The following is a 14,474-nucleotide window of genomic DNA, read 5'->3' on the forward strand; positions in this document are numbered from 1 at the left end:
GCGGCCGAACTCGCAGTTTGGCTTGGCAACCAAGATTGCGGGCGCGAGGTATGCGCTGCAACCAATTTTTCCACAGCAACCGCGTCGCCCTTCTTGGCGCGGGACGGTTGGTCTTCTTATCGCCTCGCTGCTTGTTGAGACGTCACCCCTGACGGCCGGCCCCACCTCCTACGATCTTCCGGACTATCTTACGGTCGATAAACTGGGGGTCGATCTTGCCACCATGCTTTATGAACGGAATGATCGGCTCCTGTCGATCGGCGATCCCGCGATCGGTGGTTTGAGCTGGTCGTTCATTGCTCACTCGGACACCGATCCGTACAATGGCTGGATCAGCTATTGGGGGCCCCCGGCCGCCGGTAATCAGACACAGGTGAAGATCGCGGGCGCCGTGACCATCTTCACCGGTTGTCAGAACGGTGCCTGCAAGGAGTTGCAGGGGCGAGGGACATCGCTCACGAACAACGGATCCAACTGGATTTTTACCGGCAGCGACGGTTCGATCTACACTTTCAGCATCCTCAACAGCTTCAGTTCGTACAATCAAACGACCCAACCGGTTGTCACACTGGGGCAGCTCCTGTCGATCAGGCGACCGAACGGCGTAACGATCACCATCAACTATTATCAGGGCTACGCCATCCAGAGTGTGGTGAGCAGCGGCGGTTACGCGCTGAAATATAATCTCGCGAGCGGCGTTCCGACGTCAATTTCGGTCGTCAACCTTGCCAATCACACCTGCGATGTTGCGGTGACGGCGTGCGATGGCGTCGACGCGACGATATCCCTTTCGAATTTCAGCGGGACGAGCGGTCTTTCGGGTCGGAGCGTCACTGGGACGCAGGTCACCACGGCGAGCGGGGATGTCTGGCGATATTCGATACAGCCCATCGACACCTACACCGACCCCCGCAACCCGGTCGACTGGTCGACGCGCGACGGTCTGACCTATTTTAGGGGCCCCGACGGCAAAGAATTCGAACTTGCTTATGATGCAGCCGGAAGGGTCACCTCCTTTACCGACTATCGCGGACTCTGGCGCTACACCTATCCCGACGAGACGCTTTACCTCGCCGAACACGGATCGACCCAGCATACAATTCAGGTAACGGACCCCGCGGGCGCGGCTTACTTCAGCGCTCACAGCACATTCGGTTCAGGGCCGATCGTCGATTATGTCCAAGATGCGCTCGGCAACAAGACGAAACTCGGCGCGGATGTTGCTTCGAGCTACCAGGGTACATCCTATATTTTCGCCTCCCGGCCCGCATCCGTCACGCATCCGGAAAACGATGCCGTCGCCCTGACTAGGGACGCACGGGGTAATATCATTGCCGTGACGACGACGCCAAAATCGGGAACCGGATCCATCGCGATCACCGCGGCTTTTCCGTCTACGTGCGACAATCCATTGACCTGTAACAGGCCGGTCTCGACGACCGACGCGAACGGCAACGAGACCGATTATACTTACGATTCCGCACACGGCGGCGTCCTGACGGAAATGGATCCCGCGCCGAGTCCGGGCGCGGCTCGACCGCTCAAGGTGACGACCTGGGTTTCGCGTTATCCCTATTTTCGAAATGCGTCGGGGACGCTCGTCGCGGGCCCAACGCCCATATGGGTCGTAACTACGCAAACACAGTGTCAGACCGTGGCCGGAAGCAACACGCCAAGTTGTGACGCGGGCGCTCCGCAACGCGTCACCTCTTACGAATATGGCGCAAACGGCACCGGAAGCAATTTGACGGTCAAGGGGATCGTCGTCACCGCAAGCGGCACGAGCCAGCGAATCTGCTACGGTTACGATGGTCTCGGCAACAAGATCTGGGAAACCAAGCCGCTTGGCGAAGGAGCAACGCCATGTTCCTAACGCTTCCCCGCGCGATAAACTTCGCGCAAATCATTGGTTGTTTGATTGCTGTGTTGACGGTCACGGTGGTTTCTCCGGCCCAAGCCCAAAGCGCTGCGTCGGCCTACACGACCGGCTATCGCTACGACGCGGATCGGCGCCTGGTGGGCTCTATCAGTCCCGACCCTGACGGCAGCGGCCCCCTGCATTATGCCGCTGTTCGCAACACCTTCAGCGACGGCCTCCTTGTCAAGGTTGAGAAGGGCGAGCTCGTTTCCTGGCAGGCGGAGTCAGTCGCGCCCGCGAATTGGACGGGCTTCACGGTCCAACAGTCGACCACGACGATCTACGATGCGGCGGGCCGGAAGATTCGTGACACGGTCACAGGCAGTGACGGTAGTACGCTCGTCACTCAGTATAGCTATGACGGTCACGGGCGATTGCTGTGCTCCGCTGTCCGGATGAACTCGGCCGTTTTCGAGTCGCTTCCGACCAGTGCCTGCAATCCATCAACTCAAGGCCCCAACGGACCGGACCGAATCACCTACAATCAATATGACGCGGCCGATCGGCTGACGCAGGTTCAGAAAGCTTTCTGGACGTCATCGCAGATCAATGAAGAAACCTTCAGTTACACTCCTAACGGGAAGCAAAAGGACGTCACCGACGCCAACGGAAACATAGCTGAGTACGCCTACGATGCCTTCGACCGCCTGGCACAATGGACGTTTCCGTCGAAGACGACTGCAGGTTCGCTGAATACGGCGGATTACGAGGCCTATGCCTATGACCCGAACGGCAACCAGACGAGCTTAAGAAAGCGCAACGGCTCGCTGCTGACCTATACGTACGACGCGCTCAACCGGATGACGGTGAAGAACGTCCCGACCCGCGCCGACCTGCCGGCCAGCGCGACCCGCAGCGTCTATTACGGCTACGATCTCGAGGGCCATCCGCTTTACGCCCGGTTCGATGGGGCCGCGGCGACCAACGATGGACTGACCAGCGTCTACGACGGGTTCGGGCGGGTGACATCGACCACGCTGCTGATGGGCGGGGTGAGCCGCCAGCTCAGCTATGGCTGGAACGCCGACGGGATGCGCACCTCTGTGACCCATCCCGACGGCCAGCAATTTACCTATACGCCCGACGGGCTCGACCGGATCACCGGGATCAGCGGCGCGACAGGAACAGTCAGGAGCTATGTTTACACCAGCTGCGGGCTGCTGGGCTCCTCGGCAATGGGCGCGAGCGTGAACTCGATCGGCTTCGGCTACGACGGGATCGATCGGCTGACGTCGCTGGGCAACACGCTGGCGGGCACGACCAACAATGTGACCTGGACGTTCGGCTATAATGCGGCGAGCCAGCTGACGAGCGAGAGCCGCGACAACGACGCTTATGCCTATACGGCGCTGTACAACGCGAACCGGTCTTATGGGGTCAACGGGCTCAACCAGTATATTAGCGCCGGCAGCGCCACCTTCATCTACGACGCCAATGGCAACCTGATCGGCGACGGCAGCGCGACCTACCTTTATGACATCGAGAACCGCCTGGTCAGCGCGGGCGGCACGCTCAATGCCACGCTCAGCTACGATCCGCTGGGCCGCCTCTACCAGGTGACGAGCGGCGCCGCGACCACCCGGTTCCTGTACGATGGCGACGAGCTGGTCGCGGAATATGACGGCAGCGGCAATCTGCTTCGCCGTTACGTCCATGGGGCGAGCGTCGACGATCCGGTCGCCTGGTACGAGGGCAGTGGGGTCACCACCGCGGCGCTTCGCTACCTGATCCCCGATCGCAAGGGCTCGATCGTCGCGGTCACCGACAGCGCGGGCACCCTGCTCAACAAGAACGCCTATGACGAATATGGGGTGCCGCAAACGACCGCGTCGGGCCAGACACTCTATGGCCGGTTCGGCTATACCGGCCAGATCTGGCTGCCCGAGGTGGGCATGTACCACTACAAGGCCCGCCTATACTCGCCTACCCTCGGTCGGTTCATGCAAACCGATCCGATCGGATACAAAGATCAGATCAACCTCTACGAATACGTCGGAGACGATCCGGTCGATAAGAGTGATCCGAGTGGGAAAGGAACTTTCTGGGATTGGTTAACTTCACTCATCAAGCCGGCACCTACGCCGCCTCAAAGACCTCCGTCTCCGCGGACAGGACCCGCCGGGCCGCCACAAAGTGCAAACGAAATAGTGGTAACTGGAAATCGGAGCAGGGCGGGGATGGGGCCGCCGGACCGAACCGTCTACACTTCTCCAGGCCGCGAAGGCAGTTTCGTAAGATATGATAGTCAAGGGAGGCCAATATTGCAGTATCGCGGCAGCGGAAAGCCCCATGGCCCAATTAGGCGCCCGAATGTAAAGATTACGAAATACCACACCGGGCCAAACGGAAGAACGAGCGCAACGGATACCGTGCGAGCAGCGACAGCCGAAGAAGAAGAAGAGGCGGCGCTCGGTCGTGAACTTACGCTGGGCGAGGAAGTTGAGGCGTTATTGGGCGTCGAGATGGGCATCGAGACTATGGAAGACGCGGTCGACTCTAGCGCAGGCGAAGGCGAATGACGGATAAACTCGCAACTCTGAACGAGATGAAGGTTTTGAACGGAACTGACTTTTCGATTTACGACTATATGTTTTATGTATGCTCAAGTATCGATTTGTCTCTGGAGACTGTTGAATCGTTAGCAAACTTGATCTGTCCGGATTTTTTCAAAGTCGACGGAGTCCTGTTGAACGAGTTTTTGTATAAACTTGGAAGATACGAAGATTCACTCAAATATGGAAAAACTAAAAGCGAGGCTCAGTACTGGTCAAATCTACTTATAATAAATTCATTGTTCCCCAATGTAATTGAATTCGAAGAACTTTGTGAAATTGGAATATTCATAGCAGCTAGGTGGAACGCGGTCATTGTAGCTCGGTGCGATGATGGGGCAAGAGCCCGCATGCTTTGTGATGCCGAAAGCGGAGAAGTATGCATCTCGGTTTTCGCGAGCGATCGAGATTCTGAACTCGCGTCCCATGACGATTGAGGAGATTGTTGAGCTTGAATGCGCAATTTCTCCCACGTACTGATTCGAATGCGGCAACGAGCGAGTAGACAGACCGGTTATCGTCGCTGGGCAACACGCTGGCGGGCACGACCAACAATGTGACCTGGACGTTCGGCTATAATGCGGCGAGCCAGCTGACGAGCGAGAGCCGCGACAACGACGCCTATGCCTATACGGCGCTGTACAACGCGAACCGGTCTTATGGGATCAACGGGCTCAACCAGTATATTAGCGCGGGCAGCGCCAACTTCACCTACGATACCTCCGCGGGCCATTCCGATCGCGCTTCGCGCGCTCGGAACCTTGGGCCGGCTCCGCCAACGGCAACCTGACCTCGGACGGCAGCGCGACCTACCTTTATGACATCGAGAACCGCCTGGTCAGCGCGGGCGGCACGCTGAGTGCCACGCTCAGCTATGATCCGCTGGGCCGCCTCTACCAGGTGACGAGCGGCGCCGCGACCACCCGGTTCCTGTACGATGGCGACGAGCTGGTCGCGGAATATGACGGCAGCGGCAACCTGCTGCGCCGCTACCTCCACGGGGCATCCGTCGACGATCCGGTCGCCTGGTACGAGGGCAGTGGGGTTACCGCCTCAGCGCTTCGCTACCTGATCCCCGATCGCAAGGGCGGAGCCGTCCAAGGTTCCGCGCGCGCAGCGCGTGGAATGGCGGCGGAGGGTCGATCGTCGCGGTCACCGACAGCAGTGGCAACCTCATTAACAAGAACGCTTACGACGAATATGGCGTGCCGCAGACCAGCGCGTCGGGCCAGACGCTCTACGGCCGGTTCGGCTACACCGGCCAGATCTGGCTGCCCGAGGTGGGCATGTACCAGGCATCAGCGAAACGCTTTCAAGAGCGGACAGGCGTAGTATCTGCAATGGGGCTAGCCGCCGAACCGCCTGAACGGCAGGTTTGGGTCGAAAGCAGACTGTCCGCTTTCGACCCATTGCGGACGTTTGCGCCTCAAGCGTCCTTGCCTTTCGGATCAATGAATCCGAGCGTAGTAAATCAAAAAGGCGAGCTTCTCAGGTTTTCCCTTTCCGGATGTAAATAATGCGCCGAGCGGCCCCAACTTTAACCCTTCCAGATCGGTGGTCAGCGGCGAGGTTTGCAATTCTCGTTGAGCTCGATTGAATTGAGAATGCTGGTCTGACAGCTGGGTCCTAGCTTTCGGAACTGACAGGGTGCCCGCGATCTCGCAAAGGGTGCTTGAGCATGTGACCCGCAATGCATTCCCATCTTTGCCAACAAGCGGAACCGACATCAGCCGTGCGCGGATTGCGGGCTCTACATGGGCGGCCCACTGATTGTCGCGGGCTTCAGTCCGAAGGCGGTTGTGCAGAGCAACAATATTAGGGCCATCCGGAATTGGTGCAGATAATAGTGGATCATCGACGTTCACCGTTGACGGCGAACTTTGCAGTGCGAGGGTGACCATTCCGGCGGCGGCGGCAGCAATCAATCCGATCATTAAGACAACTCCACTTCGATGTGGCCCAGGTTGGGCAACGGCGATGGAAGTTGCTTCGCCTCCGATTTTTGTGCTGCCCACCCCCAATTCTTTGTCACGAATTTCTTGCGCCCTAAGCAGTCTCGCTAGTTCACGACTGCTACCTACGCCGGTTTTCCGACGCGCCTCGCGGAGACGCTCGTACACCGCAGTAGGTGTTGTGGAGTCTGCGCTCGCAATGCTTTTCGCAGTGTGCCCCTCCGCCAGCATTTCGAGCATACGGCGTTCTGAGCCACTCAGTTTTGACAAATCCGCCACGCACAGAAAGTGCCGTCAGCGACGACAATAGGCCATCCCAAATTTCTTGGGGCTACTCGAAGCGCGTCTACTTGAACGTCCGCTTTCCACCCAAACTCGCCGTCCCGGCGGCCCGGCCGCTGACGACCCAAAGCAGACATTCAAACAGCGCTGACAGAGCACGTTCCAAAGGCTAGGTGCGTCCGGTGGCCAGCGCGACGCGCCTTTCCCGTCTGAACCCGCTGTGGGCAACGCTCGTCGTCATGCTCCTCGTGGCTCGAACGCTGGTGCCGACTGGCTTCATGCCGGCCGCAGGCGCCGGCGGCCTCACCATCGTCGCTTGTCCTGACGACGGTCCTACTCTGCCGACCGTCGATCATCACCAACATCACTCACATGGTTCGAAGAGCGCGACGCCCGGCCATTGCCCGTTCGCGATCGGCGGCAACGCGTCAGCCGATCTCGGGCACCCCGTTGGGCTCGGGCAGTTTGCGTGGCCTGTCTCTCAGGCGACTTCCGAGGGGCTCGTTGCGCTTCTGCCAGTCTCGCGCGACCACGCCCGTCCACCGGTCCGAGGACCACCCATGGCTGCCTAGCTTACTCAATTTCTCTCGCCGCCCCGCATCGTGGGCGGCTCAAGCAGGGCACTCCCATGACTAGAAATTCGATTAGCCGCGCGCTCGCGACGGCGACTCTTTTGCCGACCCTCTTCCTTTCGACCCCGGCGTCCGCCTGTGCCAGCTGCGGCTGCACGCTCACCGCCGACTGGCTTAGCCAGGGGCTTGCCGCGCAGCCCGGCACGACGCTCAGCCTGCGCTACGACTACATTCCGCAGAACCGGCTTCAGACCGGCACAACCATTCTCGACCGCTCGCTGATCGAGTTGCCGAACGAGCGCGAGATCGAACGCTACACCTACAACCACAGTCTGACGGTCACCCTCGACCACCAGTTCGCCAACGACTTCGGGATCGACGTACAGCTGCCAATCCTGACCCGACCGCATTCGACCTATGGCGAGGACACGACCGAGCCTTCGCACAGTGACACGAACGGAATTGGAGACCTGCGCGTGGTCGGACGTTGGCAGGGCCTTTCGACTCCCGGAAGTGTGACCGGGCTCGAGGCCGGACTTGTTCTCCCCACCGGACAATTTCGCCAGACGTTCGATGAAGGACCGATGTCCGGAGAGGACGTTGATCGTGGGCTTCAGCCAGGCACGGGGACGGTCCAGGCCGTCGCCGGTATCTATCGCCTCGGTGCGGTGACGAAAACGCTCGGCTATTTCCTTCACGGCGGCGGACAATGGGCGCTAGCGAGCCGCGACGGCTACAAGCCCGGCGCGTTTGTCCAAGGATCGGCGGCGCTTAACTACGTCGGCTGGAACGGCATCACGCCGCAAATCCAGCTCAGCGTCCGCCACACTTGGCGCGACAGCGGCGCGGCTAGCGACCGGCCCAACAGTGGGGGCACGCAGGTCAACGTCGCGCCCGGCCTGTCGCTCAAGCTGACCGACCGACTGGTCGGCTTCGGCAATGTGGAGCTGCCGCTCTACAACAAGGTGAATGGCTATCAGCTGACGCCACGCGCGAAAGCTTCGGTGGGGCTACTCGCTCACCTCTAGCCAGCGCGAAGGAGGGGGGACACCACGCGTTCGAGCGTGGCCGCGTCGATCGGTGTTCGACCGTCCCCCTTCGTTTCGAAGACCAGCTTCCCGGTCTTGTCGTAAACGCGGGTGACTGGAAGCGCGTTGGGAATATCGCGGCGCGCCAGCTTCATGTCCGACACTTTCGCGACCGGGAAGGCGAAGCCCGCCGTCGCCCTGGCAAGCCGTGCAGCCGACGCGCCTTGGTCGACCGAAACCGCGATCATCTGCAATCCTCCCGCGTGATGGCGACGGTAATACGCGTCGAGGACGGGCATTTCCGCCCGGCACGGGGCGCACCAGGTCGCCCAGAAGTTCACAACAGTAACGAAGCCGGCAGACCGGAACGGCTGCTTTTCCAACGTCGTGCCCTCTGGCGCACGCGCGCCAAGCATTGTCGGGATGGCCACCAGGCACGCGAGGAACATCGAGACCGTTTTCATTGGTTTTGTATAGAGCCGGAATGTCCGCTTTCCACCCAAACTAGCCGTCCAAGCGCTTCGGCTGCTAGCGCCCCATTGCGGACATGAATTAGCAGCCTGCCGCAAGCCCCATTGTAGCACCAGGAACTGCGCCGGCCCATTCCGCGTCTTCTGCGGAAGGAGGCTTTGACGATGTCGATTTGGAGATGGCGGTTTGCGGCACACCCCCTGCAAGCAAATATTTTCTAAGGGCCGTTTGTCGCTCCATGAGCATCCGAGCACCTCGCCTTGTTCGATCGCGCCCCACGTAAAAATGACTTGAAGCCGACTCTTCGAGTGTTGTCGCCACATAGTTACAATGCCACTCAAGTGATTTTCACCGTACGTATCGACCTTTGCGCTATGGCCGACGATGCTAACGTCGAAAGGGCCTCGGATGCAGGCACTTGCCGGCGCAGCGCATGCGCCTCCTACCAAATAAGCCAAAGCATCGACCCTATCATTCAGGCCCTCCGATAGGACTTGGTTCTTAACGTAGAAACGTCACCGCCCCCTTTCTCGATAGTGCGAACCTTGGCGGTCGTGTCCGCTCTCTACCCATTGCCGTCGCTCTTTGGCACCGGCATTATATGCCAATGCTACCAAGTTATAGCGTCCCACCGAGAGCCTATCATGTTCTGTGCTTTTTGCTGTCTGGGGTCACACTCCTAGGCATGACGATCTATCTCGTTTAGGCAGTGCGACGCGGTCTACTCGACCAAAATGGCGCGTCCTTCCTCCTGACGACGCAAGTCCTACCAGTGGGCGCGCTTGCGAGCGCCTTGGGCCTCGCGCTTCGATGGCGGTGGGCCCGAAAGCGGAATGCCTTTCGGGCACATGAGGTTTACCTTCGGGAGCGCGACTGAATGACCGCTTTCCACTAAAACTGGTCGTTCGAGCGCATCGGCCGCTAACGATTTTTGGTGGACATTAGCCTTTCTCGTAGCCTGCCACTGATGAGAGCACGGATTGTCGCTGTGACGATAGCGTACTCGCTCGCGGTGCTGGTTGCGGCGGCCATCGTCATGTATCTTCAGGGGAACTGTGCGGCCGGACAATCATATTCGCTTCCATCGGCGTGGATCACCTTTGGCCGTTCGCGGCGAGCTGCGGGTCCGGCGTCACGGCGAACCCACTGATCTTCGCTGCCGCCTTGCCTGGTAATGATGACGCGCGCTTGGATGGCGGCAGCAGGAGCCGATGGGGTGCTGATTTTCCGACGCCATAATCCGTTCGGAATCAACAGCGCCGAACGTCTCGGCCTTTGATTCGTCGCGCAGCCTCACAGCGGGCAATAGAGTATCCACCTGCTCAACCCTCGGCGTTGCCCGCCGAGCTCGATCACCTCGAGCGCAGTCCGTTCGGCAGGAGCGTCATCGATATGACCTGAAGTGCAAGATAGCCTCAATGAGGTGGACGTCAGGCGCCGCTCGTCGGTTCCCTTTCAAGTGACACCGAGCTTGGCGCCGCGAAGGCCTCTTCGAACAGATCGAGCACGGCGCGCCAGGCACGCGGCGTTTGGGTCGGATGATAACCGACTCCCGGCACGGTTGCCTGGGTGTGCGCGGTTCCGTCCACGGGAGAGCCATCGGCGTTGGTCGGGCGAGCCCAGAAAGCATGCCGCGCACCGCCAAGAATGTTCACGCGCCAATCAATCCCGCACTGCTGGAGGGTCTTCCCGAAGGCGAGGGCTTGCTCGGGCGTACAGATTGGATCTTCGGAGCCGGTGCACAATAGAAAGCTGCTCGTCACCTCGCGCCAGTCCTGGGCATCGGCCTGCGGAAAGGCCGGGTGAATAACGGCAACCGCGTGGAAGGCCGCGCCGGTCCTCGCGAGTTCGAGCACAATCCGGCCGCCGGCGCCATAGCCGAGCCCGGCAACCCGGTGCGGGTCGACGTCGGGCTGTGCCAGAAGAAGGTCGAGCGCCTTGCGGCCGATGCGGAGCATACGCTCGACGTCGGCCAGCAAGGGCAAGGTCCGAGCGAGCATCTCCTGCGGCCGATCGAAGAAGAGTTGGCCCCCATGATAGTCCATGGCGAGCGCAATATAGCCGTGAGTGGCCAGATCGTCGGCGCGACCCCGCTGATAGTCCTCGAGCCCGACGCCGTCATGGGCGAGCAGCACCGCCGCGTGAGGCTTACCGCCGGCCGGTCGCGCCAGGTGGCCGACCATGGTGAGACCGTCGATCTCGTAGCATATCTTACTTGTGGTGATCGTCACGACACATCTCTCCGATTGCCTGTCGCGCCGCTGCAAACGCAAGGTCCGGCAACATCTGACGCGCAATTGCGTGAGGCATCTTCAGCCCATCTCGCGGACGGCGCCGGTTTCAGCCGGCGGCTCGCGCGATGTTGACTACCCACTTTTCCACGTCGGCAGTATCGGCAATATCGTCGGCATAGCTGTGACGCGGCACGAACGGGCCGTACTGGCGCGGATTCAGTGGCGAAAAGGCCTGGAGCGTCGAGAAGTAAGACATCCCGGACGGCAGCAGGACTTCACGAACCTCGGTGTAATGCGTGTTCGCGTCGGTCGTCTGCCCAACCTGGATCGCGCCCAAACGGCGATAGGTGTCGGTCAGGACCAAGCACGAACTGAAGCAGCGATTATCGGTCAGGAGAATGAACTTGCCCTTGAACGCTGGCGCAGGAGCGGGGGCCGGTAGGGCTGGCACAGGCGTGCCGCCTTCCCGCGGCTGGCACGCCGCCGGAATGATCCAGGGCTTGCCGGCACGACGCGCCGCTTTGGCATCGGCGATCATTTTCGTGACGATGCGCACGAACTCGGGGCCTCGGCTGGTGCCGGATTTGGCGAGCAGGTCTTCCAGTTGGGCGATGTTGCCGGGCGAGGCGCGCCAGACATCGGCGCAGGAATCGCTGTCGTCGGAAGCCCCCAGCCTGGCGTCGACATAGGCGTTGCCCAGGAGCGCGTCAGCAATCCTGGTGGCATAGGTCGAGCTTCCCCCGCCATTGCCGCGGACGTCCACCACCACGAACGGCGCCGCGCGAAGTTCGTCGGCGCGGCGCTCGACCTCGTCGACCAATGGCGCGGCGCTGTCGAGCAACGTGCCGAGCGCGATCCACGCCCCGCCACCGACCCGGCGGATGCCGAGGCCCGCGACCCCCGCGCCGCCGGCGCGCTTGATCCGGTCCGCGAGGTCGACGCGGTGGATGGTGGCGTAGCTCAAGGGTAGCGTGAGGCTCTTGCCCGCGGCGTTGAACGTGCACGCGCGAGGGCGAGTGACGAACGGGTTGTGCTCATCGATTAGGAGCCAGGGTGCCGCCTGGATCTGCTGGGCGCCGACCGACCAATCGACGCGGAACTGGCCGAGCGATCGCTCGGCCATTCGCTCGGCCGGGATGCCGTCACACGAGAGCAGTTCCGCGCCCTTAAGCGACGGATCCTCGCCATCCGCTCGTTCGGTGACGATCCAATGGCTGCCTCGCTTGCTGGTCAGGAAGCCCGGCCAGCTCGGCCGTTCCAGCACATAGGTTGGACGTGACCAGAGATGTTTGTCGCCCAGCGCATCGGCGAAGGCGGCGAGGGTCGCCGTATAGGCATCATAATCATGAACGGAGCGCGCGCGCGCCGCCGCAAGCGCGTGCGCGGTGGCAAGCGCGCCAGTGAAGCGGGTGTCGCCGAGTTCAGGGACCGCCGCGGGGTGGTTGTCCCTGACCAGGATGTAGGCCGCCTCGACGTCCCGCTCGGCCGCGCCGCGCCAGAAGGCGGCGGCATCTTGGGCCTTGGCGGAGGGCTCTGCGTTAGGAGCGGATGCGACGGCCGCGGTCGAAAGGGATGCCGCGGCCACGGCGAGAAGGACGGGGAGCAAGGAGGAATCTTCCTGATAGGCGGACGTCGGTCTTGGCTATCGTTTGGGCAGCGGGAGTTCCAATACCGATCCTGACCCTTGGCATATGGCCTTGATATGCTCGCCTTCTCGGCGGCAGGGACCGTCGGCGGCCCGGGGTCCCGAGCCGCATTGGCACCCGATCAGAAGCGGCCTTGATCTCACGACCAAGGACGAGCCGTTTCACTCCCAACGCTCGGCGCGCCGCGCCGATGGCAGCGTTACCGCCGGCAAGACCTGCCACCGACCCTCACGCCTCATAGCAAGGTGAGATGGAACGGGGCCGAATAAGTGTTGGACGCGTCGTCATCCGGACGGCACCTGCCGCCTTCAAACCGGCGCCATCCCTGACCCAAGGTCGGCGCCATGGGAGTCATCGATGAGGGATCCCGGATCGTCAGTCGCCGACATCACGCAGTTGCTTGCCGCGGCCGACGTCCGCGAGGCGAACAAGCGGACCGTCCTCGCATTTTACGACGCCGCGCTGAAGCGATTCAACATCGACGAAGCGGTGACCTACTTCACTTCCGATTTCATCCAGCACAACCCGAGGGCCGCGGACGGCATCGAGGGCTTTCGAGCGATGCTTCAGGAGTTCGTCGACGAGTTTCCCGGCGCTCGTGTCGACGTCAAGCGCGCCTTCGCCGATGGCGACTTCGTGGTGCTCCATGTCCACGTCAAGCTCCGCCCCGAGGATCTGGGGCTCGCGATCGTGGACATCTTCCGCCTCGAAAACGGCAAGATCGCCGAACATTGGGACGTCCGCCAGCCGGTCCCGGAGGCCGCCGCCAATGCGAACGGCATGTTCTAGGGATATGGCCTCGCGATGACGCAAGCGCCCGACCAACCCGATCGCAAGGCAAGATGGACTGGCGTTTCGTTGTTGTTGGACGCTCGCGCGTCGCGAAATCAGCTGTTCCGTCCAGGCGCCGCGACCAGCCCATGTTCTACGAGGAGTTCGGCATGAATGCCCCCGGTCACGTGCGACGCGCGGCAATAGCGGTCGCGCTCGGCATGCTCCTTGCGTTGTCTCCGTCATCCGTCGCTTGCGCGACGGAGGGACCAACTCGCTCGTTGTCGTCTCTTTTGCTCGTTCCGCGGGTGAAGCCCGGCGAGCGGATCGACACCATCTTCTCGAAGACGGTCTCGCTCTCCATTCCCGGCTTCGATCCGAAGGTCTCGCGCACTAGCGGGACCGACACCATCGTGATTCGGTCGGCCGGACCGGACAGCATCGTTGCCGACGAAAGCTATCACTATGACGGGACGGCGGCCGGCAGCGATGTCGTCGAGGTCCGCGACGCCGGCCGAACGAATTGCGTCAACGGGAAGTGCCGGACCAACGATCAGACCAGTGCGCCGCTGTTCAATCCCCTTCTGTGGGGCGCCATCCCACACCGCTTGTCGATCGGCCAGCATTGGACGGCGAGCATTGCGCAGCCCTGGGAGATCGGCCCTTCCGGGACCGAAGTGGTGGCGGTGGCCCGCCTCGATCCCGGGCTCGGTCTCGTCACGCTGACCCGGCAGGGAGCCGGCGCCGGCCTCACAAGCGATGATGCGCGCATGGCGACGCTGACCATCAGCGCGGGCGGGCGGGCGATCAAGGTGCGGGTGGTTCCCGGGCAGGCGCGTTGGACGGGAAGCGCGACGGTCGTCCGTGGCATTACCCTGGCCGATCAGATCGTGGTCGAGCGGACGCTGGATCTGGTGACGGACGACGGCAAGCACATCGCCGCGACCCAGCGGACCTACACGATTTTCGTTCGCGCAGAGGATGCGGCCACCGGCCGCTGAGCCCCGCACCCGAAAGTTCCAACTTTTCCGACGATAACCCGGGAGCA

11 protein-coding genes are annotated in these 14,474 nt (G+C 61.6%); 7 read left to right on the forward strand and 4 right to left on the reverse strand.

The window, feature by feature from the left end:
- The first annotated feature begins 22 nt into the window (after positions 1-22).
- The 4 genes from ABDK56_RS09870 to ABDK56_RS09885 all read left to right on the forward strand — a co-directional run bounded on the left by ABDK56_RS09870 (position 23) and on the right by ABDK56_RS09885 (position 5,260).
- Positions 23-1,873 (forward strand): hypothetical protein, encoded by a 1,851-nt coding sequence (locus ABDK56_RS09870; protein ID WP_349808092.1) that lies wholly within the window; start codon positions 23-25, stop codon positions 1,871-1,873.
- Positions 1,864-4,437, forward strand: coding sequence for an RHS repeat-associated core domain-containing protein (locus ABDK56_RS09875; protein WP_349808093.1), 2,574 nt, complete (start codon positions 1,864-1,866; stop codon positions 4,435-4,437). The genes ABDK56_RS09870 and ABDK56_RS09875 overlap by 10 nt, the downstream gene beginning before the upstream one ends.
- Positions 4,434-4,907, forward strand: coding sequence for a hypothetical protein (locus ABDK56_RS09880; RefSeq protein WP_349808094.1), 474 nt, complete (start codon positions 4,434-4,436; stop codon positions 4,905-4,907). Before ABDK56_RS09875 ends, ABDK56_RS09880 begins: the two co-directional genes overlap by 4 nt.
- A gap of 119 nt (positions 4,908-5,026) precedes the next feature.
- Positions 5,027-5,260 (forward strand): hypothetical protein, encoded by a 234-nt coding sequence (locus ABDK56_RS09885; RefSeq protein WP_349808095.1) that lies wholly within the window; start codon positions 5,027-5,029, stop codon positions 5,258-5,260.
- A gap of 658 nt (positions 5,261-5,918) precedes the next feature.
- Here the strand turns inward: ABDK56_RS09885 and ABDK56_RS09890 are convergent.
- A complete protein-coding gene (locus ABDK56_RS09890) occupies positions 5,919-6,404 on the reverse strand; it encodes a hypothetical protein (protein WP_349808096.1) in 486 nt (161 codons plus the stop codon).
- Positions 6,405-7,377: 973 nt separating this feature from the next.
- On the opposite strand from ABDK56_RS09890, the gene ABDK56_RS09895 reads away from it, so the two are divergent.
- Complete coding sequence (locus tag ABDK56_RS09895) at positions 7,378-8,304, forward strand: hypothetical protein (RefSeq protein ID WP_349808097.1); 927 nt, start codon at positions 7,378-7,380, stop codon at positions 8,302-8,304.
- Here the strand turns inward: ABDK56_RS09895 and ABDK56_RS09900 are convergent.
- The 3 genes from ABDK56_RS09900 to ABDK56_RS09910 form a co-directional block, all read right to left on the reverse strand.
- A complete protein-coding gene (locus tag ABDK56_RS09900; RefSeq protein WP_349808098.1) occupies positions 8,301-8,768 on the reverse strand; it encodes a TlpA family protein disulfide reductase in 468 nt (155 codons plus the stop codon). The two genes, ABDK56_RS09895 and ABDK56_RS09900, sit on opposite strands and share 4 nt — an antisense overlap.
- 1,437 nt (positions 8,769-10,205) lie before the next feature.
- Positions 10,206-11,006: a dienelactone hydrolase family protein gene (locus ABDK56_RS09905; RefSeq protein ID WP_349808099.1), complete on the reverse strand. Its 801-nt coding sequence runs from the start codon at positions 11,004-11,006 to the stop codon at positions 10,206-10,208.
- A gap of 109 nt (positions 11,007-11,115) precedes the next feature.
- A complete protein-coding gene (locus tag ABDK56_RS09910) occupies positions 11,116-12,615 on the reverse strand; it encodes a S41 family peptidase (RefSeq protein WP_349808100.1) in 1,500 nt (499 codons plus the stop codon).
- 397 nt (positions 12,616-13,012) lie between these two features.
- On the opposite strand from ABDK56_RS09910, the gene ABDK56_RS09915 reads away from it, so the two are divergent.
- Together ABDK56_RS09915 and ABDK56_RS09920 are read left to right on the forward strand one after the other, a co-directional pair.
- A complete protein-coding gene (locus tag ABDK56_RS09915; protein ID WP_349808101.1) occupies positions 13,013-13,444 on the forward strand; it encodes a nuclear transport factor 2 family protein in 432 nt (143 codons plus the stop codon).
- A gap of 53 nt (positions 13,445-13,497) precedes the next feature.
- Entirely contained in the window at positions 13,498-14,427 is a 930-nt protein-coding gene (locus ABDK56_RS09920; protein WP_349808102.1) for a hypothetical protein, read from the forward strand.
- Positions 14,428-14,474: the final 47 nt, after the last annotated feature.

The sequence above is a fragment of the Sphingomonas sp. ASV193 genome (assembly GCF_040203355.1).
GTDB lineage: Bacteria > Pseudomonadota > Alphaproteobacteria > Sphingomonadales > Sphingomonadaceae > Sphingomicrobium.

Excerpts from the sequence above, each read along its gene's own strand:
- ABDK56_RS09875 (WP_349808093.1), top strand. The coding sequence starts at position 1,864 with ATGTTCCTAACGCTTCCCCGCGCGATAAACTTCGCGCAAATCATTGGT.
- ABDK56_RS09880 (WP_349808094.1), top strand. The coding sequence starts at position 4,434 with ATGACGGATAAACTCGCAACTCTGAACGAGATGAAGGTTTTGAACGGA.
- ABDK56_RS09890 (WP_349808096.1), bottom strand. The coding sequence starts at position 6,404 with ATGATCGGATTGATTGCTGCCGCCGCCGCCGGAATGGTCACCCTCGCA.
- ABDK56_RS09900 (WP_349808098.1), bottom strand. The coding sequence starts at position 8,768 with ATGAAAACGGTCTCGATGTTCCTCGCGTGCCTGGTGGCCATCCCGACA.
- ABDK56_RS09915 (WP_349808101.1), top strand. The coding sequence starts at position 13,013 with ATGAGGGATCCCGGATCGTCAGTCGCCGACATCACGCAGTTGCTTGCC.
- ABDK56_RS09920 (WP_349808102.1), top strand. The coding sequence starts at position 13,498 with ATGGACTGGCGTTTCGTTGTTGTTGGACGCTCGCGCGTCGCGAAATCA.